The sequence below is a fragment of the Dolichospermum sp. LEGE 00240 genome, assembly GCF_015207875.1.
In the GTDB taxonomy this organism is placed as follows: domain Bacteria; phylum Cyanobacteriota; class Cyanobacteriia; order Cyanobacteriales; family Nostocaceae; genus Dolichospermum; species Dolichospermum gracile.
Genome location: NZ_JADEVZ010000006.1, coordinates 1 through 21,154 on the forward strand (window position 1 = coordinate 1; position 21,154 = coordinate 21,154).

At 40.8% G+C, this 21,154-nt stretch carries 19 protein-coding genes and 1 pseudogene; 3 read left to right on the forward strand and 17 right to left on the reverse strand.

The genetic code is table 11. The features are described from left to right. Positions 1-362: 362 nt before the first annotated feature. Together IQ226_RS03020 and IQ226_RS03025 are read right to left on the reverse strand one after the other, a co-directional pair. Positions 363-1,808: a serine/threonine-protein kinase gene (locus IQ226_RS03020; RefSeq protein ID WP_193891946.1), complete on the reverse strand. Its 1,446-nt coding sequence runs from the start codon at positions 1,806-1,808 to the stop codon at positions 363-365. 163 nt (positions 1,809-1,971) lie between these two features. Beyond that, positions 1,972-2,328, reverse strand: a complete 357-nt coding sequence (locus IQ226_RS03025) for an STAS domain-containing protein (RefSeq protein ID WP_193891949.1) — start codon at positions 2,326-2,328, stop codon at positions 1,972-1,974. Between the two features lie 418 nt (positions 2,329-2,746). Here IQ226_RS03025 and IQ226_RS03030 point away from each other — a divergent pair, with 418 nt between their 5' ends. Next, complete coding sequence (locus tag IQ226_RS03030) at positions 2,747-3,376, forward strand: DedA family protein (RefSeq protein WP_193891951.1); 630 nt, start codon at positions 2,747-2,749, stop codon at positions 3,374-3,376. A 78-nt stretch (positions 3,377-3,454) separates the two neighbouring features. Here the strand turns inward: IQ226_RS03030 and IQ226_RS03035 are convergent, their stop codons facing one another. After that, complete coding sequence (locus IQ226_RS03035) at positions 3,455-4,654, reverse strand: argininosuccinate synthase (RefSeq protein WP_193891953.1); 1,200 nt, start codon at positions 4,652-4,654, stop codon at positions 3,455-3,457. 109 nt (positions 4,655-4,763) lie between these two features. Here IQ226_RS03035 and IQ226_RS03040 point away from each other — a divergent pair, with 109 nt between their 5' ends. Continuing rightward, on the forward strand, positions 4,764-5,729 hold the full coding sequence (locus IQ226_RS03040; protein WP_193891955.1) for a glycosyltransferase family 2 protein: 966 nt from the start codon (positions 4,764-4,766) through the stop codon (positions 5,727-5,729). A gap of 77 nt (positions 5,730-5,806) precedes the next feature. Here IQ226_RS03040 and psbN read toward each other — a convergent pair whose 3' ends face one another. From psbN to IQ226_RS03105, 14 genes and pseudogenes are all read right to left on the reverse strand, one after another. Further along, positions 5,807-5,944, reverse strand: a complete 138-nt coding sequence (psbN, locus tag IQ226_RS03045) for a photosystem II reaction center protein PsbN (protein WP_027402855.1) — start codon at positions 5,942-5,944, stop codon at positions 5,807-5,809. A gap of 271 nt (positions 5,945-6,215) precedes the next feature. Then, entirely contained in the window at positions 6,216-6,857 is a 642-nt protein-coding gene (gene pth, locus IQ226_RS03050) for an aminoacyl-tRNA hydrolase (RefSeq protein ID WP_193891957.1), read from the reverse strand. Beyond that, complete coding sequence (locus IQ226_RS03055) at positions 6,854-7,114, reverse strand: TatA/E family twin arginine-targeting protein translocase (protein ID WP_193891959.1); 261 nt, start codon at positions 7,112-7,114, stop codon at positions 6,854-6,856. Before IQ226_RS03055 ends, pth begins: the two co-directional genes overlap by 4 nt. Positions 7,115-7,269: 155 nt before the next feature. After that, entirely contained in the window at positions 7,270-7,473 is a 204-nt protein-coding gene (psbH, locus tag IQ226_RS03060; RefSeq protein WP_193891962.1) for a photosystem II reaction center phosphoprotein PsbH, read from the reverse strand. A gap of 612 nt (positions 7,474-8,085) precedes the next feature. Further along, positions 8,086-9,144, reverse strand: a complete 1,059-nt coding sequence (locus IQ226_RS03065) for a DMT family transporter (protein WP_193891965.1) — start codon at positions 9,142-9,144, stop codon at positions 8,086-8,088. A 321-nt stretch (positions 9,145-9,465) separates the two neighbouring features. Further along, positions 9,466-9,750, reverse strand: a complete 285-nt coding sequence (locus tag IQ226_RS03070; RefSeq protein ID WP_028088625.1) for a hypothetical protein — start codon at positions 9,748-9,750, stop codon at positions 9,466-9,468. Positions 9,751-9,819: 69 nt separating this feature from the next. Continuing rightward, positions 9,820-10,017, reverse strand: a pseudogene (locus IQ226_RS24860) (IS630 family transposase); the annotation flags it as partial. Positions 10,018-10,335: 318 nt separating this feature from the next. Further along, positions 10,336-11,304, reverse strand: coding sequence for a cytidine deaminase (gene cdd, locus IQ226_RS03075; RefSeq protein ID WP_193891968.1), 969 nt, complete (start codon positions 11,302-11,304; stop codon positions 10,336-10,338). 5 nt (positions 11,305-11,309) lie between these two features. Beyond that, positions 11,310-15,014 (reverse strand): aminotransferase class I/II-fold pyridoxal phosphate-dependent enzyme, encoded by a 3,705-nt coding sequence (locus tag IQ226_RS03080; protein ID WP_193891971.1) that lies wholly within the window; start codon positions 15,012-15,014, stop codon positions 11,310-11,312. A gap of 295 nt (positions 15,015-15,309) precedes the next feature. Next, entirely contained in the window at positions 15,310-15,672 is a 363-nt protein-coding gene (locus IQ226_RS03085) for a DUF5992 family protein (protein WP_193891973.1), read from the reverse strand. Between the two features lie 157 nt (positions 15,673-15,829). After that, a complete protein-coding gene (locus IQ226_RS03090) occupies positions 15,830-16,156 on the reverse strand; it encodes a 4Fe-4S binding protein (protein ID WP_193891974.1) in 327 nt (108 codons plus the stop codon). A gap of 13 nt (positions 16,157-16,169) precedes the next feature. Continuing rightward, positions 16,170-17,816 (reverse strand): FAD-binding protein, encoded by a 1,647-nt coding sequence (locus tag IQ226_RS03095; RefSeq protein WP_370567072.1) that lies wholly within the window; start codon positions 17,814-17,816, stop codon positions 16,170-16,172. Between the two features lie 57 nt (positions 17,817-17,873). Continuing rightward, positions 17,874-18,629, reverse strand: a complete 756-nt coding sequence (locus IQ226_RS03100; protein ID WP_193891976.1) for a CmcI family methyltransferase — start codon at positions 18,627-18,629, stop codon at positions 17,874-17,876. Between the two features lie 237 nt (positions 18,630-18,866). Further along, on the reverse strand, positions 18,867-19,625 hold the full coding sequence (locus IQ226_RS03105) for a sterol desaturase family protein (protein WP_193891977.1): 759 nt from the start codon (positions 19,623-19,625) through the stop codon (positions 18,867-18,869). 62 nt (positions 19,626-19,687) lie between these two features. Here IQ226_RS03105 and IQ226_RS03110 point away from each other — a divergent pair, with 62 nt between their 5' ends. Continuing rightward, positions 19,688-21,130 carry a VCBS repeat-containing protein gene (locus IQ226_RS03110; protein ID WP_193891978.1) on the forward strand — a complete coding sequence of 481 codons (1,443 nt, stop codon included), beginning with the start codon at positions 19,688-19,690 and terminating at the stop codon, positions 21,128-21,130. Positions 21,131-21,154 lie beyond the last annotated feature (24 nt).

Consider the following 21,154-nt stretch of genomic DNA (forward strand, 5'->3'; position numbering starts at 1 on the left):
TAAGAGGATGTTTGAAAAGTTTTTAATGTATAAATAAACCCCTCTCCAAACCTCTCCCCGACGCGGGGAGAGGCTTTGAAACCCCCATTCCCTTGTAGGGAAGGGGGGAAGGGGGGTTAGGTTTCTAGAGATTATCGGGTTCATCTAATACTTTTCAAACAACCTCTAAGGGACTTCCAATTAAAAAAATACTCAAAAATTTCTTGTAGTGCGGGCATCTTGCCCGCTAATCATCAATGACGGGCAAGAATACCCATCCCACAAAATTGGGTAATTTATTTTTTGGTGTTCCCTAAATCCTCAAATCCTGGACATCCTGATTCTGACAGTAAGTATTTATAATATTGATATTATAGATTAATTTAATCAATCTGTAATGACTTTATCATATCTTCTACAGGTTTAATCAACTTATCATAATCATCTATGGGTGCAGTATAAGCAATTAAATAAGCTTGATTTTTTCTCAAAGTCATTACATACATATTTTTGATTTTTTGTTGTTCATTTTTACCAGTGACAATTATTTTTTGTCCTGTTTGATTTGCGATAATAGTTGAACTTCTTTCTATGATATTTGATGATTCTAGGTTACTTTTGATCATCTTCTCCTGGTCTTTTCCGTAATTTTCTAAAGTTCCCGAATATTCAGAACTACTAATAATCAATCTAGCTTTTTGTTGAGGTTGAACAAATGTAACTATTTTACCAATTCCAATGACTGAGATAGGAGTTTCGTCCGCGAACCAACATTCAGGATATTCAATTTCTATATTATGTTCCTGATTTTTATAAGTTGCTAATTTTCCATCACATTCAGAAATAGGACGGTTTGAAAATACAATTATTCCTATGATTACGATTAATCCCAAAGGGGCAATTTTCAGGAATAAATGATAAATTTTAGGTGGTAGTAATGGACTTTTTCTAGATATTATAGATATTTTTTGTAATGCTGTTAATACTTCTGTTACTGTCTGATAACGGTCTCTATGATCAGATTTGACCATTTTATCTAAAATGTCTGCAAGTTGATCACTAACTTTAATTTTACTATAATAACGCCAACTTATTTCTTGGTTATTGTTATCATTATTGATATCTTTAGCCTCTATTCCTGTAAGTGCTTGAATTACAATCATTCCTAGAGAAAAAATATCACTATTGAATTCTGGTTTACCTTCTCCTTGTTCCCTGGGTGCATATCCTTTAGTGCCAATTCTTGTAGGATTATAATTACCATTCTCTTGGTTAATAAGTTCATTACCAATTATTTGAGTATCATCTTCTTGGTTATTAATTGGTTTAACAGGTTTAACTATCCCAAAATCAATGATGACTATTTTATTATCTATTTCTTGTCTCATGACATTACTTGGTTTTAAATCACGATGAATTACACCTTCACCATGAATATATTCCAATACTTCCAGAATATCTTTTAATAATTTAATAACAAATGGTTCACTGATATTAGTATTGGTAGATGTAGGTGGTAATTCTTTCGTTAAATCATGTCCTTTAATAAATTCTTGAACTATGAAAAACTGTTGATTTTCGGTAAAAAACGCTAAAAGTTTGGGTATTTGTGGATGATTGAGTTTTTGTAAAATTCCTGCTTCTCGTTCAAATAATTCTTGAGCTTTTTCTAATTGCTCTGGTTTTGTAGTTAATGGTGTAAAATGCTTAACCACACAAACGGGAGACCCAGGACGTTGGGTATCCTTGGCTAAATAAGTAGTTCCAAATCCACCCTGTCCTAACCTGGTAGTAATACAATAGCGTCCGCCTATAGTCGTACTTATCATCAGATTCACACCCCACCTGATTCCTTGTTTTGGGAAATATGGGGTTAATTATCGCACATTTGTCGCCATATTGGCGAAATTATTTGAGAGGTTAATTAATTTCAAATCCCCAACTCCTTAAAGAAGTCGGGGATATTAAAAGATATAAAAATACTGATTTAGTCTAAACTCCAGTTGCTACTAGCTGTTGATTGGTAACAGGAGTGAAAATATCTTCGTAACTTGGGAAAATTTCAAATACTGAATCAAGCTGGGTAAGTTCCAAAATCAACTTAACTGGAGCTTTAACGTTGCAAAGAACCAACCGACAACCAATTTGACGCGCTGTGGTAAGTCCCTTGACAAGTGGAACCAATCCAGAACTATCCATGAAATCTACTTCTGATAAATCTATAACCCAGAGTTGGTGATGCTGAGGTTCAATTGCAGCCATCTGTTCGCTCAAGATAGTACCACTATCGAGGTCTATACTACCTTGGGGTTTGAACAAAATTACTTGGCGTTCTTGTGTAAGAGTCATAAATTTAACTGAGTATTTAAAACACAAAAGAAAGGGCAAACTGACATCCATACTGTTTATAATTCAACCGCATAATGACTGTTTTCGCAAAGTTTATGAGAATTAACAGCAGCACAGTTGAAAAAATCTTTTTCAGTATTTATGCCGTATAATTTGTTTATATGTCTTTCTAGTATAAGCATAATTTACCGTTAATTTCGGTAACGAACTTATCATTATCTCAAATTACCATAGCAATCCGGTTTGATTGGTGATTGGTGATTGGTGATTGGTCATTGATAAAAACTATTCTTCTTTCTTCTTCTTCCCCCTGAACTCCTGACTCCTGAACTCCTCCTATTGCGGTTTGATTGACACCATAGCCAAAAGCAAGCAAAGATATGGTAAAGGTAAAAATTTGTAAACTCGGTGGTGTTGGATGTCTTTTGAGCTACTTTCACTAGAAAACATCCAAGAAATTGCTCATAATTATGGTTATTTAGCGATTTTTTTGGGAATATTGCTAGAAAATTTGGGCATTCCTCTTCCTGGCGAAACCGTAACGATTGTTGGTGGTTTCCTTGCCGGTAGTAATGAATTAAATTACTGGCTAGTTCTCGGTAACGCTGTGGGAGGTGCTGTAATTGGCGGTAATTGCGGCTATTGGATAGGTAGAGTGGGTGGTTGGCCTTTTCTGCTACAAGCTGGGAAGATTTTCCGCATTTCCGAAGTCCGACTACTAAGTATTAAAGAGCAATTTACGGAAAACGCCGCTAAAGCTGTATTTTTTGGGCGCTTTTTCGCTTTGTTGCGAATTTTTGCTTCGCCACTTGCAGGTATAGCGGAAATGCCCTTCGGTAAATTCCTAATTTATAATCTAGCTGGAGCGACTGCTTGGGGTAGTGTCATGGTGACATTAGCTTTTTTCGCGGGAAGAATTATTTCCCTGGAACAATTGGTAGCCTGGGTCAGTAAATTTGCAATTTTGGCGTTACTGATTTTAGTTGCTGTGATTGCTGTACCAATTTGGTTAGAGTCCCGCGAAGTTAAGCAGCAAACGGAAGAGTAGGTATTGGGGACTGGGGACTGGGGACTGGGCATTGGTAATGAGAATAATGATTTCCCCCTGCTCCCTGCCCCCTGCCTTCTACTTATTCTGCTGCGCCCAAATGCGGGTAGGTAGTCCCCAAACGTAGATGAAGCCTTCTGCGGCTTTGTGATCAAATTGATCTTCTGCGCCGTAGGTGGCTAAATCGGGAGTGTAAAGGGTATTGTCACTCCAACGCCCAACTATGATGGCGTTACCTTTGAAAAGTTTTAACCGCACTACACCGGAAACTCTTTCCTGTGTTTGTTGAATAAAGGCATCTAAGGCTGCTTTGAGTGGACTATACCAAAGTCCGTTGTATACAAGTTTGGTATAGGTTTCTTCTATGCCTCGTTTGTACTGAGTGACATCTGCTGTTAGTGTGAGGCTTTCTAAGTCACGGTGGGCGTTAATCAGAACTATCATGGCTGGTGATTCGTAGATTTCCCGTGATTTGATGCCTACTAAACGGTTTTCAATCATGTCAATGCGGCCAATTCCATGATTTCCCACGATTTTATTGAGTTGTTCAATTAACTCAACAGGCTGTTTTGATGTGCCATTGATAGTGGTAGGAAGCCCTTTTTGGAAGCCAATTTCTAGATATTCCGGCTCGTTGGGAGTATCAGCTATGGCTTTGGTCATTTCATAGATTTCTTCCGGTGGCTCGTTGGCTGGGTCTTCCAATGTACCAGCTTCAATACTGCGACCTAGCAAGTTTTTATCTATACTAAAAGGAGAGGATTTTTTCACGGGTGCAGGAATACCAAATTTCTCACCATAGGCGATGGTTTGTTCCCGACTCATACCCCATTCTCTGGCTGGTGCTAGGATTTTCAGGTTAGGGTTGAGGGCTGTACAGGCAACATCAAAGCGTACTTGATCGTTACCTTTACCTGTACAACCGTGAGCGATCGCATCTGCACCATATTTCGCAGCCGCCTCTACCAGTATCTTAGCAATCAAGGGTCGAGCCAGGGCTGTACCAAGAGGATAGCGGTTTTCATAGAGCGCGTTGGCTTGAATCGCCGGAAATGCGTAGTCTTTAACAAATATATCCTTAACATCCGCTACCAAGGATTCACTTGCACCGGACTTAAGAGCTTTTTCTCGAACTGGTTCTAATTCATCTCCCTGACCTAAATCTGCTGCTAGGGTAATTATCTCCTCTACTCCCCACTCTTGCTTGAGATAGGGAATGCAAACAGAAGTATCAACTCCACCAGAATATGCTAGAACAACCTTTTTAGCGCGACCCATGAATTTCTCCACTTAGGAAAACAAAGAATGAGTCATTATTATATCTGACTTGCCTAGCGGATATTTTTTTATGCAACTGTGACTTTGCTATATTTGTTTTATCCTAAATATGGGTAATAATTTTTTGGGTGCAATTGTGTTTTTGAGTATTGTCATTCCTACATATAATCGTTTACCAATTTTGGAAAAGTGCCTCCGCGCTTTGGAGAGTCAGGAGTTCAGCAATAAAACTTATATAGAAGACTATGAAGTTGTGTTAGTAGATGATGGCTCTACCGATGGTACTTTAAATTGGTTAGCTTTACATAAAGATGAGTTTCCCCACGTCCGCTGTTTTGAACAAAATCATGCAGGTCCAGCAGCAGCGCGAAATTTAGGGGTGGAAAAAGCGCAAGGTGACACAATTATTTTTATTGATAGTGATTTAGTGGTTCTGTCTAATTTCCTCCAAGCTCATACAAATGCTTTGGTACAGGGAAGGGAGAAATTAGGGAGCGATCGCTTTTTTACTTACGGTGCTGTAATTAATACTTGTAATTTCAATAATCCTACGGGTGAACCTTATAAAATCACAGATTTTTCTGCTGCTTTCTTTGCTACGGGTAATGTGGCTATTCCCAAACATTGGTTAGAAAAAGCTGGATTGTTTGATAATAGTTTTCAACTTTATGGTTGGGAAGATCTAGAATTAGGTGTTAGGTTAAAAAACTTGGGTTTAAAATTAATTAAATGTCCTGAAGCCGTTGGTTATCACTGGCATCCACCATTTAGTTTACAGCAAATTCCTAAGTTAATTGATCAGGAAATTCAACGGGGACGCATGGGAGTTTTGTTTTATCAAAAACATCCCACTTGGGAAGTAAAAATGATGATTCAAATGACCTGGTTTCATCGTCTATTATGGGGGATTCTTTCTGTAAACGGATTATTGAATGAAAGAACTATGTCTCCGTTTTTACAATGGTTAATTAATATTGGTAAACCGCAATTGGCTTTGGAAATTGCCCGGATTTTCTTGAATTGGTATAATGTCAAGAGTGTTTATGCGGCTCATGCTGAAACAAAAAGTAAGTAAATCAAATTTATATACATCCTAGCTCATTAGGGTGGGCATTGCCCACCATGATCCATCATGTTAAATTAATAACCCTATTAATCATCGTGATCATCAAAGGGATCATCTAATTCCTGACTTGGAGGTCCAAAAGATGTATAAATTGCCATACCAGTAATAGCAACCAATGCCGAGCAAAAGGCAATTCCAAGCACCGTAGCGGGTTCTAAGTCCATAAATTTAGATACATATTATGAAAGCCATATTTATAGAATATTACAAAATTTAACTTATCGCACATTGTCCCGGAAGTCAGGAGTCAGGATTCCTAACTCCTTCTCTGAACAAGCAACTACTCATCAAGAATCAATACCACGTGAGTTCGGAGTTCGGAGTTTCTCCTTCGGAGACGCTACGCGAACGGAGTTATGATTTTTTCAAGGAGAGAATAAGGGCTTGAGACTCCTACGTGGGGTGAGTTTTCCACAAATTATCGTTATGTCGAACTCACGTAATACCAGTAAAATTCTGGGTATTGCAAAGATTCATTGCCTTTTCTACTCCCTGTTTAAAACTAAATTCTCCACACTCAACAACAAAGTTTAAAACCTGAGACATAACTTTATTCTCAGCAGTGGAAAATCGTCCCAAAACATGAGAAACAGTATGAGAATTATCCCCATCTATTGCGCCCTTTGGCTTACCTATGCCAATTCGCAATCTGGGGAAATTTTGGGTATTTAGATGAGAAATAATGCTTTTCATACCATTATGTCCACCCGCAGAACCGGATAAACGTAAGCGAGTTTTGCCCAAAGGTAAATCTAAATCATCATAAATTACTAATACTGATTCAGGCGGTATTTTGTACCAATTTGTCACGGCTTGAATAGCTTGTCCTGAAAGATTCATATAGGTTAAGGGTTTAAGCAAGCGGATTTTACCCTTACCCGCTGCATTCCCTTCCCCAAACTCTCCTTGAAACTTGCGATTTTCAGCTAGAGAAATTTGCCACGCGCGAGCTAGGGTATCTATGGCTGCAAAGCCAATATTATGACGAGTTTGATCATACTTAGGCTCTGGATTTCCCAGTCCGACAATTAGCTGGGGAATTACCAAAGCCGTTGGTTTTAATTGTTCATCTTTCATCCTTGTATATTTTCTGGCTGGTTTTTTTCAGCTTCAATGTGTTTATGCTCTAATTTAGCGGTTGTTTGCACAGTTTCTTTTAGTTGTTCAGATTCTTTTTTGAACTCGCTTTGAAATTCATTAGAGGCTTCTTGAAAACTGCGAATGGTTTTTCCCAAACTGCGACCAATTTCTGGTAATTTCTTGGGTCCAAAGATTAATAATGCAACTACCATAATGACACCCATTTCTGGTAACCCGATACCAAATATATTCATTCTTCTCTCCTGTGTACAGAAAAACCGCCACAACTACCTTATAGCTTTGGGATCTAGATTAATTTTATCCCTATTTTTCAGCATTTTTTTCAAGAATAAAAAAACCCGGACGAGCCGGGTAGATGCTAATTGTCAGCTTGATGACTGGATAGTCATTAGCCGCCTAAACCGCGCCAATCCACAAGCACATCCTGAATTAACAGAGACTTGTTATAAACTTGGAGAATAATTAGCAGAAATACGAAGAATAAACCCATAAATACAGCCATTAAGGGTGTTGTTCCCCAACCTGGAGATACCTTACCATACTCAGCATTTAAGGGTCTGAGAATATCTCCCAACCTAGTCCGTTGTGCCATAGTTCACCTAAGAATCAGTTGCCAAAGCTTTTTTTAATTTTTTTAGACATTCCTAAGCCTTTACAGGCGAAGGATTCTTGGTTTAAACCTGTATGTTTTAGATTGGTCTAATCACAGATTTAACAGTTCATACTTACTCGTGCAATTGCCACGAATAATTACCCAAGCTTTTATCCAGATAGTGGATAAGTTCCCGGTTGTCTCACGGTACATGGATTAATCCAAAAGCTGTTCTTAAATTATCGCAGTTTGTGATCTTTGTTTAGCGATATTGCTGAAGGTTTTCGCCACATTTACAAAAATACATGATTTTCGGCGTGTTGATGCGGCAATTTTACCCTGCGGTTTTTCACACCACTCTTGCCAAAAATAACCCAATCATCTCCAAAATACCACAATCTACACCATAATCAGGTTGCTTGGGAAAACAAGATCAGATCAAACCCTTGATACCTAATTCTAGGCGTTAATTTATGCTACAAATCCAGTTTATAGTAATCAAATAAATCAAAATTGAGTATCGAGTGAGTATCAAATATGGTTAAAAATTTCCAGGCTAAAGCAGCTAAAGGTTCTATTGGCTTAATGTCAGAGAACAATAGACTAAAGGGGTTACTTCTCATCCAATATCTGCTGCTCATATGTTTGCAGTTGCAAATTGATTAGAGGAATAGGAGCCTCACTCGTTGCTGGTAATTCGAGAGGCTGTGGAACACTCTCTGTTGGCACAGAGACAGGCGAACTACTTTCCTCAATCTTGGGGCGGGTTACAATCAAAATCATTGCCGCTAATATCATGTTAGCGCCAATAAAATCGTGAATCTCAAATGTCTCGCCCAGTAGCCAAAACGAGATAATTGCCGTCACCAATGGCTCCAGGGTTTGCAGGATTGCTACTTCGTTAGCCGGAACCCAGCGTTGTCCTATCATTTCCAACCAAGTAAATACAACAGTATCAACTACCACTAGATAGATGAGACCACTGAGATTGACACTGAGACTGGCAACAATCGCCTCAAAATGAGTAGTTAGTTCGGGAACAGCCCATAACAAACCTGCGACTGCTGGCATCCATAATGAAACTGCAACTAGTTGCACAGTTGGATGACGTTGTACAAACTGCTGAATTGCTATTAAGTAAGCTGTGTTGAACACGGCGCAAAGGAGCAGCCAACCTGCACCGTTAAGAGACTCTCCACTCCCCCAAAACATTACCCCAATTCCGTTGAAGGACAGCACGGCTCCTAGTATGGCTCTGGGAGCTATGCGCTTGCCCAACAACAGATCAAACAGCATCACAAAGATCACGCTTAGTCCGAAGGCGAATGCCCCTCGGTTGGCAGAGAATGTCTCCAGCCCAAAAGTCGCGCTAACACTGGTACACCAAGACAACAGTCCGAGGATTGCCCCATCACGCACTAGGCGGACATTCAGATTACGAAGGAATGGGGCAAAAACTACAGCTGCCATTGTAAAGCGAACTGCTATTAGCACTTCTTTAGAGACCTGACTGATTAAACCCTTAGTAATTGGGAAGATTGAGCCATAGATTAGAGTTGCCAGAATAATTGACAGCACACCCAAAATATATCGGTTATTTTCTGGGGCAGATGTTGTCATCTCAACCTTATCCAAGCTATTTTGGAGTTCTGTTAAATCTTGCTTTGTCATCTCAACTTCCAATAGTGAAACAAATTTAAAGAAAAATAGTAACAGACTTAACTGCTAAGAAACACATTCGGTGGTGTTAAAAGAAATACAGAAAATTGAACCTATGGGTCTACAAAAATATCTCGGTCGTGTCAAAGAGTATGGACGCATTGAAAGACGGTACAGCAGTTTTTACATTCAGTAGACCGAAAACTTTTGAAAGTTGACGAAAAAAATAAGGATTTTAGCCGTCGTTTTGGAGGCTGGCGAACTGCTTGCAGCAGCGCTTCGCTATCGCTTGCCTCCTGCCTTTTTCGATAGTTTGAAGTTAAATACCTAAAATTAAGACCTCATTTTCATTTCTAGACGCTCAGCAACGGGCATTAATTGACGTATCAGATCGAAGTTTCCTACGTTCTTTCTCATCCAATCTAATAAGAATTTTTCTCCTTCATTGAGCTTACCGTCATCATCAATAAAAACCATCTGTTCGCACCAATCTACAAATCCGGAATTAGTCATCTCATAGACTAAAATAAGAGGAGGAAAGTGTGCGAATCCCATGGTTTCAATGACTTCCATGCAAATCAGTTTAAATACTTGTTCGTTTGTCAACTCAGTAGACATAATGAGCTTCCTCTTAATCAGTTCTGTCTTTTATCATACCACAGAATAATATAGAACTAATATTTTATTTTTGAAAAATGTTATCGAACCTAGTGAAACCCCTATGATTGTCTGTATCTCTTCATATAAGTAACTTTGATAAACCAGCTTAATTGCTAATCCCTTCCTCACCTCACGGACATTTGGATTTTGATCTATAAATTCCTGTAGTTCAGCTATGACTCCACCCACCACTGGCATCTCTTGTTGTAAATACTTGTTTATCATTGTTTTCTTTTAGACTGGCACATCCTATCCGTATTATCTCTTGGTTTTTTTCAAATATCAAATATTATTCCTATAACTCTAGGACTTACGCACTGTACAAATTTACCATGATGTGCATGAACGGAAATCCGTCGTTTCAGGCTTTTGGCGATTAACTTCCGATCAATAGCGAACTGCTTGCAGCAGCGCTTCGCTATCGCCCAAAAATAATTAAAAAATCACGTTAAAATGCCCGAAACCCATACCTCATATTTGGTTGATCCTGTCAATGCGTAAGTCCTAAACTCTTGGGCTTGAGCGTACATTATTCAGTTTCTGTCAATGTGTAAGTCCTAACTTATTACTGGAGAGAGTTGCAGGGGCGTACCTCAGATCGACCTTAGGGGCGATAGAAGAAAGGAAGGATTCAGTGACAGATATTTGACTAATGGTAGTTTCCGCTTCAACTAAAACAGCATCACAAATGTCGAATAGTGATTGAGGATATCTATTCATATTCATGTAGGTCAGAGCAGATTCCATCGGAGACATGGATGAATGATAAGCAGCGTTTTCAGCGTACCGACCTGTAAATATATTCCCATGGGAATCTTTTAACGCTACCCCTGCAAAATTTTTCGTATAGGGAGCATAACTTTGATTGGCGGCGGATAGAGCAGCAAGCACAACATCATCGGTAGAACAAGTCTCTAGACCATGAAATACTTTTTCCATTAATCCACTCGTAAGTCCAAGATTTGGCGGTCCAAAGGCCTCGGGTAGGAAATATGGGAGTCTATTTGAAGTATAAGTTTGCTCTATTTGTGTCTTGTTGGACTTTAGGAGAATAACAAAATCCTGATTTACAGTTGCCATCTCGTATAAAAACTGTCGGCAATATCCACATGGTGCCTCATTGATTGCTAAAGCTTGCAAACCAGTCTCTCCATGCAACCACGCATTGATGGTAGCGGACTGTTCTGCATGAACTGAGAAACTAAGTGCCTGCCCTACAAATTCCATATCGGCACCAAAATAAAGAGTTCCAGAATCCACCTGATTCTTGGATTTTGGTTTACCAAGAGCGATCGCTCCTACATAAAACTGCGATATTGGTACCCTAGCATAGGCCGTGGCTACTGGTAGTAACTGAATCATTAACGTACCAATATCAATACCAAGTCGATCAAGCCAAGAGGTGACAACACTTGAGTCAATTACAGCATGTTGGGTAAGAATTGTCCTTAACTCTGATTGAATAGAAAGTGGAACCTGAGCAATCGCCTGTTCTAATGTTACATGGGTCATTTGGGTTATTTCTCCTTTTGTAGCAAAACCCAAACTCCTTCCAGAGCTTTAATTGCTTGGTCTATCTCCTCTTCGGTATTGGCAGCCGTAATCGAAAACCTTAAAGCACTTTTATTTAAAGGTACGATCGGAAAAATAGCCGGAGTAATTAAAATACCATATTCCCAAAGAAGTTGACAGACATCAATCATATGTTGAGCATCTCCCACTAACACGCTGACGATGGGAACGTAACCATAATTATCCACTTCAAATCCAATGGCTCTTGCTTGTGTAACCAGTTTGCGAGTCAAGTGATAAATTTGTTTTCTTAACTGCTCCCCTTCCTGACGATTTACCTGTAGTCCAGCTAAGGCACTTGCCAAACTCGCAACAGGAGAAGGACCAGAAAATATGGCAGTCCAAGCGTTGCGGAAGTTGGTTTTGATCTGGCGATCGCCACAAGTTAAGAATGCTGCATAGGAAGAATAGGCTTTGGACAAACCGGCGACATAGATGATATTATCCTCTGCAAACTGCAGGTCAAAGTAATTCACCATCCCGTTTCCTTTATACCCGTAAGGCATATCGCTGCTGGGATTTTCGCCCAAAATGCCAAAACCATGTGCATCATCCATGTAAATGAAAGCATTGTACTCTTTTGCCAGACGCACGTAAGCTGGCAGATCGGGAAAATCTGCCGACATGGAATACACGCCATCAATGACAATAATCTTTACTTGCTCAAGCGGATATTTTGCTAGCTTTTCGGCTAAATCGTTCAAATCGTTATGTCGATATTGGATGAACTGGGATCCTTTTTGCTGCGCCAGACAGCACGCTTCATAAATACAACGATGTGCAGCTATGTCACCCAAAATGACACCATTACTCCCAGTTAATAGCGGTAACACTCCTATCTGAAGCAGCGTTACAGATGGAAATACTAAAACATCAGGTACGCCTAAAAGTTTGGACAATTCTTCTTCTAACTCTTCATAGATTACCGGGGAAGCAACAAGCCGAGTCCAGCTTGGATGTACGCCCCATTTTTCCAAAGCCGGTGGAATCGCTTCCTTAACTTTTGGATGCAAGTCAAGACCTAAATAGTTGCAAGAAGCAAAGTCTATTACCCAATGTCCGTCAATTAGTACCTTGCGACCTTGTTGTTCTGTGACGACTCTTGTGACTTGAGGAATTTTTTGTTGGTTAACTACGTTTTCTAGAGTGTTGATTTCGTTGGCTAAGTCAACAGGTGAGGCTAGATCAGATTGTTTCTCTTGTACTACTTGGTTTTGGAAATAAGTAATGATGGCAGTTGGAGTGTTATTTTGGAAAAAGAACGTCCCAGAGAGATTCACCCCTAAACGTTTCTCTAGCAGCGTTTGCAGTTCTGATAAATCTAAAGAATCTAATCCCATATCCAGCAGTTTTTGTTCTGGAGCGTAAGCTGCTTCCCGTTGGGAACCCATCACTTTTAAAACGCATTCTTTGACCAGAGCGGCTACAGTTTTGTTTTCCTTAGTTGCAGATGTTGCTGGCAAAGTTGGTACTGATGAACTAATTGCTGAGTTGGTATACAGCGCTTGGCGATCGCCAAGGGGGTGCAAAGCACTATCGCGCAGGTTATATTCAATCAAAATACCCATGCCGAAATTCTCTGCATCTTCTGGACGGTAATTAGCAATAATTCCCCTAATTTCGGCTCCTCCCGACACATGGAACCCCACAATCGGATCTAGAAGCTGCCGTTGCTCGTTGTGTAGCTTCAAATACTCCGTCATCGGCATTTGGGAATAATTGACATAATTGCGACAGCGAGTTACACCCACCACGCTCTCAATGCCGCCTTTCAGGGTACAGTAGTAGAGCATAAAGTCCCGCAATTCATTTCCCAACCCCCGCGCCTGAAACTCAGGCAGAATATTTAGTGCGAGTAGTTGAATAACTGACCCTTGGGGAGTATGTAACGACGGCACTTGCTCATATTTTACATTCTCTAATACCTCAGTGCTGGTGATTGTTTGGGAATAAACCGCACCAATAATTTGATCTTCTGTAATCAGCACTAAATTCCCCTGTGGGTTTAGCTCAAGTCTTCGCCGAATTTCATTAGCAGATGCCTGTAAATGTTCTGACCAACACTGGACCTCCAAGTTAACTAAGGCAGGCAAATCTGACAAATAGGCATTACGAATTTTGTAAGGTCTTTTCTCAAAGTAATTAAGCGTAATGCGAGTTAAAGGAAACGTTTTCGGGTATCTTTTAGAAAGCTCTAATTTTGGAAATAGACCTACTTCTGCAGCAGACCTGAGAAAAACATCGGCTTCGACAAGATACTGCTGAGAAAATCCCTGAAACGCATCGAAATGTAAGTTTTCGCTTTTGTCTAAAAACTGATAGACTACCTTTGGTTCTAAACAATGGACTTCCAAAATCATTAAACCGTGCTTAGTGACCACTCGAGACCATCGTTCTAAGTGTTCTACCAAACTCTGCACCATAACATGAGGAGGAATAAGCTCTCCTTGACCATCGACACAGACTGCTTGGTAAGGTAAGTGAGCACGCTCTTTCACTTCGTTCCTTTTCTGGGGAGGAATAAAGGGACGATCATGGTCGAGGAAGGAACGGATGTGCAGGATATTTTCGGGATCATGAATACCATGAGCCTTTAAAGAAAGCACCATTTGTTCCGGGTTCCCAATATCTCCCTGCAAAACTAAATGGGGAAGGTCACCAAGGGTATATGTGGTAGCTGTTAAAGAAGCTTCGTTATAATCCACACCTATAAGACGCAAGGGATACTCTTTGATCGCTTTTCCCCTAGCAGATTTGAACTGAATGGTTTCCCAGACTCGTTTCAGGAGAGTTCCATCGCCACACCCCATATCAGCAATGTATTTGGGCTGTTCTTCCAATGGTAACTGATTGAATACTGAGAGGATACTTTCTTCTAAATCGGCAAAATATTTCTGGTGTTGAAATCCACTCCCGATCACGTTGAGGGTACGATCAATGTGGCTTTCGTGACCAGAATCATCTGTTTTAAATACTGAAAGACAATCGCCAAACAGTACATCATGAATGCGAGACAACATAGGGGTGTAAGAAGCAACTACGGCGGTATTCAAGGCTCGCCCCCCCATAAATTGACCGAGTTCTGTTAGAGTCAGACGACCTGGTTTAAGATCAGCCCAACCAAGGCGGAAAAATAAGTTGCCCAATTCTTCTTGCACTGTTCTGCTTAATGAGGAGAACAAGGGTTTCTCTTCCGACTCTGCAAGCAAGTTGTGTTTGTGGAGTGTCAGCAGGAGTGGGATCAGCAGTAGTCCATCTAAAAAATCTGCTATTAAGGGATTATCCAGATTCCACAGTTGGCAAGAACGATCAATCCATCTTCCCAGCAACTTTTCTTGTTTTCCTTGTAAATAAGACTCAATTGGTAGGTGGTACAACTCGAGAACGTCTTCTGGAATTTGGTTGTGAATCGCTGCTTCTGAGGTCAGAGAATATTTAAGTTGCTCATTTCGGGAAAGCCAATGTAAAGATTCGAGCATCCTCAAAGCAACTTGGAAATGTCCGGTATTAGCTCCCAGATGCTTGACCATTTGCTCTAAGGAGAGAGGACTTTCATGGGCTAGTAGCTCGAAAAAACCTTTTTCTCGACAAGCGAGGATCACTGGAATCGCAACAAATCCGTGGGTATAGCGGTTAATTTTTTGTAACATTTAGGTACAGTGTGGATGTTCTTGAATATTATGAAGTGGATTTTTCGTTTTGCTAGAGGGTCAAAGTTCTACTCTACGCCTTATGTGAGTTAAAAATGCCCCGGTCATTTTAAGGGTTTCAGACTCCACTTTACTAGCAAGGCCTAGCCTTACGAACGAGATTGCGTTCTTCCAGCCTCCAACTCACATAAGGCGTACTCTACTATTTTTTGATATTTAGTACACTTGCGCACTAGTGTAATAGTTAATATTTCAGACAGGTCTGATGATAATTTTCATTTGCGTGCATAATTAATTATTTGGTAATAGTTACTTGGCCACCATTGCTGCAAGAAGAGCCAGTATAGTCGTAAATATCTACTAAAAAGCCATTGGATAATGCAGTTAATGCAGCTTTATAACCACGTGTATGAATGTCTCGATTTAGTACTGCTGAAGCAGGTAAGATGATCACTCTATCTGCACAAGGACCAACTCCCTCACTGATACTAATAGCATAATTATCGCCGTTAGAAGAAGTATTTTGAACATTGGTAATCTTTCCACCTTGAACTAAATAGTCAGCTTTGGCAATGCCAACTCCGGTAGTTAAGAAAATACCAAATGCGAAGACGAATACTAGTGTTCCCATAAAGAAATGCTTGAAAGCTTTCAACATGATGTAAATATACGTTATGACCGAAATCAAGTAACTGTTTAATTGGCACTCAAATTTTAAAACAATAACAGGACTTATGCAAATGGCACAATTATCTCTGTGAAAACAAACAATTTCTCTCCAATCCTCAAATCCTTAGCGTATTTGTACTATCCCATTATTCAAATAGCACTAGTTTATGATCAGTATTCAAGTCGCTATTGTTTTTTCTGCCGTATCCCCAACCTAAGATGCGACGATATTCACCCATAATGCCACTGTCAATTAAATCATCCTCGTTAACTGCAACATTGACATGAGATTGCGGCGCAACATAGAGCGCATCCGCAGGACAATATGCTTCACACATAAAACAAGTTTGACAGTCTTCCTGTCGGGAGATCACAGGTGGTTGGTTGGGAACTGCATCAAAGACATTGGTAGGGCATATTCGGACACAAGCATTACAATTAATACAGAGTTTATGGCTGATAAGCTCGATCATGATACTGCTCCTGCTACAACTTTAATACTGAGGCTGTGGTTTGAGTGTTTAATACTGGTGGTGTGGCGATCGCATCCTTCACCCAATCACGTCTCACCCAAAGCCTTTCTAAGCCGCCTGTGGCTTGGTAATAAATCTGACTTGGATCGGTTTCGGGATAGTCTATGCGAATATGTTCACCGCGTGTTTCTGTGCGATGCAAAGCACTAAAGTATGCCCATCGTGCTACAGCTACAAGAGCAGCCGCCCGACGAGAAAATTCCATGTCGCGCACAGTATCTTGTTTCGGGTTTCCTTGTACTTGCAGCCACAGCATTTCTAATTTGGCGAGGGAATCCAAAAGTCTCTGCTCACAGCGAAAGTAATTCTTCTCTAATGGGAACATTTCGGCTTGTACACCGCGCACAACTGTCTCGCTATCGAATGTTTCGGAACCGGGGTACTGGGAACGTAATCCGGCTTGACCTGCTGGACGCACAACTCGTTCATGGGCATGAGCGCCCAGACTCTTAGCAAAGGCGGCTGCGCCTTCCCCTGCCCATTGTCCTGTAGATATTGCCCAAGTAGCATTAGGACCGCCACCCCCAGAAGCTAAACCGTCTAAAAACTCCCGCGATGCTGCATCACCAGCGGCATACAGTCCAGGAACTTTTGTACCACAACTATCATTCACAAGCCGAATTCCACCTGTACCACGGACTGTACCTTCTAAAACCAGTGTTACGGGTACCCGTTCTGTATAAGGGTCAATGCCAGCTTTTTTATAGGGTAGAAAGGAGATGAAATGAGACTTTTCAATCACTGCTTTGACTTCAGGTGTAGCTCTATCAAAGCGGGCATAAACGGGAGCTTTCAGGAGGGCATTAGGCAGGAACGATGGATCGCGACGACCATTGATATAGCCACCAAGATCATTACCTGCCTCATCGGTGTAACTAGCCCAGCCAAAGGGAACAGCCCTTGTGACTGTGGCATTGAAAGCGGACGAGATGCCATAGTAGTTAGAAGCTTCCATACTGGAGAGTTCACCGCCAGCCTCCACCGCCATCAGCAGTCCATCGCCTGTATTGGTATTGCAACCTAAAGCTTTACTTAGGAATGCACAACCGCCATTCGCTAGAACTACCGCACCAGCCCGAACAGTATAGGTGCGATGATTTTGCCTCTGTACACCTCTAGCTCCAGCCACGGAGCTGTCCTCGGCTAATAACAGTTCTAGAGCCGGGCTTTGGTCTAAAATTTGCACACCCACACGCAACAAGTTTTTGCGAAGTATCCGCATATATTCCGGACCATAATAACTCTGGCGCACGGATTCCCCATTTTCTTTGGGGAAACGATAGCCCCAATCTTCCACTAAGGGCAAACTCAGCCAAGTTTTTTCAATTACACGTTCAATCCAATGTAAGTTAGCAAGGTTATTTCCTACGTGGTAACATTCTGATACAACTTTCTCCCAATTCTCCGGAGAAGGTGCCATGATGCCATTACCACTAGCAGCAGCAGCACCGCTCGTACCTAGAAAACCTTTATCAACAATGATAACTTTAACACCTTGGGACGCGGCTGCCCATGCTGCCCATGCGGCGGCAGGACCACCACCAATTACCAGCACGTCAGCAGTTAATTGTAGTTCAGTGTCGCTATAGACTATAGGCAATTGCTTTTCCTCCATGTTGGCATTCAAGTTTAGTTTATAGTATGGCTAAAAAGTTTTTTATACTCTTTTCATGATAGAATTCCAGTTTTTCGAGCCGTTGTAACCGTACATATCTTGATAGTAGGTATCAATAAGGTACTCGTTTTCGTGGAGCATTAGCCAGCTTTTTAACTCCGTTAATTTACGCTTTCCTTTTTCTGTTTCTTCTTGGTCATCCGAATCCTCGTCCAACTCCGCGTTCAACTCCCATAGATATTTATTAGTATCTTCAACAATCAAGTAGTCTCCAATTTTGAGACCGTTTTCATGAAAATATTCAACTACTCCCACCGTATTAACATGGGCATCTTCTATGATCAACCAGGGATGAGGAAGTCCAGAAAGCAATTCCGGTGGCATTATTTCACCCATATTGTTACAATCCCCCTCTAAAAAATGAACGCGAGAGTCAGTTTTTGCTTTCTCGTCGAGTAGGGAAAGATCGATATCGATAGAATAGACACAACCTTCTATCTGGAACAGTTCCAAGTGATCCGCTAGCCAAATCGCGCTACCACCACTTAATGCTCCTATTTCGATTATTGTTTTCGGGCAGAGTTCATACAAGAGCATTGGATAAAGGGCAATTTCGGTGGAACCTTTCGCGAAAAGTATCCCTTTCCAAGTTGACAAATCGCGGTTTTCCAAGAGCGCTCTCCAAGCAGACGCTGCAATAGCACATTTATCTTCTCTTTCAGAAATTTTGGCAAAGCGATTGGGTTTAAAAGGTGCGAGTTTATGGGTTGCATCTTTAACAAATTTTTGGTAGCTCATCTGATTTTCTTCCTTTTGACGCTCAGGTTATGTGCCACCCATGCCGTTATGGGTTTGATAGCAGTGAGTAACGGTTAGTAGCTAAAAGATTTTCCTCAAGCCGAAACTTTACTTAAATCCACAAGAGGCGAATTACTTTGTTGACATATTCCCTCCCATCTTACGCCCATAGATAGAATTTAGGGGCTAGCCTTGATATTTTGGTCTAAACTCCAGCTGGAACTCATGTCATGTCTATTAAACACCCACAATTGTCTTTACCGTTACTGATTTATCATCCAATCTATTTTTATGTTTTTCTAGATCAAAGTTTTCTGGAAACACGTACGTTCCAAATAATCGGTCAGTGAAAGTAAACATACCACTCAAATTTCTTCCTTTTGTATCAATATGATGTAAAGCATGAACACGGGGCGTGACATAAATCCATTCCAATATTCCTAACCAGGAGTGCCATTTCACATTGAGGTGTATCCAATTATTATGAATCACTTGATGCAGTGCCACTACGGACATAATTTCTAAGGGAATGTCCATCAATGGAAACCATAAAGATGTAACAGTGTATAAAAGTCCGCCAGTAAAGCTATCTTTGTTTCCGCTCAGCCACCACGATTGCTTTGTTGAATGATGCCATTTGTGAGTCAACCAAAGAAATTGATTACTATGCATTATCCTGTGTAATGTATAGTCAGTGAAGTCCTGCAATATATATGCGGTGATGATCCTCAGCCAGAGAGGCACATACATTAGTCCTGCAAAAGTTGCTGACTCTCCCATAAATAGAAAAGTCAATAGTTTTATGATTACCACAGAAACGTATGCATAAATAATTCTAAAGACGAGTGATATTCCTGCCCATCCCAATTCCCTAAAGAAATTAGCTTTGTATTTAATCTCATGTAAAGGATAGCAAATTTCCCAAAGCCAGAATATCATACCTGTAATCAAAATTACAGTCCAATCTCTTAATAGGATTAATATTGTATCTATCATTGGTCACCTTAATGTACACTACCTAAGTGTACTCTTATTAACAAATTTCCACAATACAAGTCATGAAAAGGCTCAGTTCCTTAGTTCTAGCAGCACTCTTGTTTGTCAGCACATTCCTATGTATAAACACTGTTGCATTAGCAGATACAACTAACGATTATCTGAAGAATGAAAAGCTTTCTGGGCAATTTAGTGTTTCCGTTAAGTTGGATGCAGGAGTGAGATTTACCAATAGGACTAATCAATCGCTACCTAAGACGTTCACAAATCTTGGGAAATGGGCTGCTAGTAATGACACTGTCAACCTCATTTATAATAGTACAGAGACAATTACTTTTCCCCCGCATAAAAGTTTAACTTTTGTTGCGAATGAAACTCTTAGCACAAACAACGACAACTCGGATGGTATTATCGTCAAGTCCTCTGTTCCAGCGTCTTATGCCACTGCTACTAACTTCCCGGCCGGTATTGATGCTGACTTTGTAGCTACTGGGGATTTCAATGGCGACAGTAAGCTCGACCTGGCTGTTACAAATTGGGCCAATAATAACGTCTCGATATTACTGGGAAATGGTAATGGCTCTTTTAGTGCAGCGACTAACTTCCCGGTGGGTACTAATCCGGTCTTTGTAGTGACTGGGGATGTGAATCATGATAGCAAGCTTGACCTGGCTGTTGCAAATTTTACTAGCAATAACGTCTCAGTATTACTAGGAAATGGTAACGGCTCTTTTGGTACAGCGACTAACTTCCCAGTCGGTACTAACCCTTACTCTGTAGCGATTGGGGATGTGAATGGCGACAGTGAGCTTGACCTAGCTTTTACAAATTGGGTCAGCAATAAGGTCTCGGTATTACTGGGAAATGGTAATGGCTCCTTTGGTGCAGCAACTAACTTCCCGGTCGGAACTTATTCCATCTCTGTAGCGATTGGGGATGTGAATGGCGACAGTAACCTTGACCTAGCCGTGACAAATTGGGTCAACAATAAGGTCTCAGTATTACTGGGAAATGGTAATGGCTCCTTTGGTGCAGCGACTAACTTCTCGGTCGGTACTAATCCCATCTCTGTAGTAATTGCGGATGTGAATGGCGACAGTAACCTTGACCTAGCTGTTGCAAATACTAGCAGCCATAACGTCTCAGTCCTACTGGGAAATGGTAATGGCTCCTTTGGTGCAGCAACTAACTTCCGGGTAGGTACTAATCCCTACTCTGTAGCGATTGGGGATGTGAATGGCGACAGTAACCTTGACCTGACTGTGACAAATTATAGTAGCAATAACGTCTCAGTCTTACTGGGAAATGGTAATGGCTCCTTTGGTGCGCCAACTAACTTCCCGGTAGGTACTAATCCCGAATCTACAGCAATTGGGGATTTCAACGGCGACAGCAAGCTCGACCTGGCTGTGACAAATTCTGGCAACAATAACGTTTCAGTCTTGTTGAATAACTGCTTCAAAAATACTTACCTAAATTTAGCCAGAGCTAAGAATTTTGTATAAATAAGCTCACTCTTAAACTCAGCT

Coding starts and splice junctions, on each gene's coding strand:
- IQ226_RS03020 (WP_193891946.1), bottom strand. CDS start 1,808: ATGATAAGTACGACTATAGGCGGACGCTATTGTATTACTACCAGGTTA.
- IQ226_RS03025 (WP_193891949.1), bottom strand. CDS start 2,328: ATGACTCTTACACAAGAACGCCAAGTAATTTTGTTCAAACCCCAAGGT.
- IQ226_RS03030 (WP_193891951.1), top strand. CDS start 2,747: ATGTCTTTTGAGCTACTTTCACTAGAAAACATCCAAGAAATTGCTCAT.
- IQ226_RS03035 (WP_193891953.1), bottom strand. CDS start 4,654: ATGGGTCGCGCTAAAAAGGTTGTTCTAGCATATTCTGGTGGAGTTGAT.
- IQ226_RS03040 (WP_193891955.1), top strand. CDS start 4,764: ATGGGTAATAATTTTTTGGGTGCAATTGTGTTTTTGAGTATTGTCATT.
- psbN (WP_027402855.1), bottom strand. CDS start 5,944: ATGGACTTAGAACCCGCTACGGTGCTTGGAATTGCCTTTTGCTCGGCA.
- pth (WP_193891957.1), bottom strand. CDS start 6,857: ATGAAAGATGAACAATTAAAACCAACGGCTTTGGTAATTCCCCAGCTA.
- IQ226_RS03055 (WP_193891959.1), bottom strand. CDS start 7,114: ATGAATATATTTGGTATCGGGTTACCAGAAATGGGTGTCATTATGGTA.
- psbH (WP_193891962.1), bottom strand. CDS start 7,473: ATGGCACAACGGACTAGGTTGGGAGATATTCTCAGACCCTTAAATGCT.
- IQ226_RS03065 (WP_193891965.1), bottom strand. CDS start 9,144: ATGACAAAGCAAGATTTAACAGAACTCCAAAATAGCTTGGATAAGGTT.
- IQ226_RS03070 (WP_028088625.1), bottom strand. CDS start 9,750: ATGTCTACTGAGTTGACAAACGAACAAGTATTTAAACTGATTTGCATG.
- cdd (WP_193891968.1), bottom strand. CDS start 11,304: ATGACCCATGTAACATTAGAACAGGCGATTGCTCAGGTTCCACTTTCT.
- IQ226_RS03080 (WP_193891971.1), bottom strand. CDS start 15,014: ATGTTACAAAAAATTAACCGCTATACCCACGGATTTGTTGCGATTCCA.
- IQ226_RS03085 (WP_193891973.1), bottom strand. CDS start 15,672: ATGTTGAAAGCTTTCAAGCATTTCTTTATGGGAACACTAGTATTCGTC.
- IQ226_RS03090 (WP_193891974.1), bottom strand. CDS start 16,156: ATGATCGAGCTTATCAGCCATAAACTCTGTATTAATTGTAATGCTTGT.
- IQ226_RS03100 (WP_193891976.1), bottom strand. CDS start 18,629: ATGAGCTACCAAAAATTTGTTAAAGATGCAACCCATAAACTCGCACCT.
- IQ226_RS03105 (WP_193891977.1), bottom strand. CDS start 19,625: ATGATAGATACAATATTAATCCTATTAAGAGATTGGACTGTAATTTTG.
- IQ226_RS03110 (WP_193891978.1), top strand. CDS start 19,688: ATGAAAAGGCTCAGTTCCTTAGTTCTAGCAGCACTCTTGTTTGTCAGC.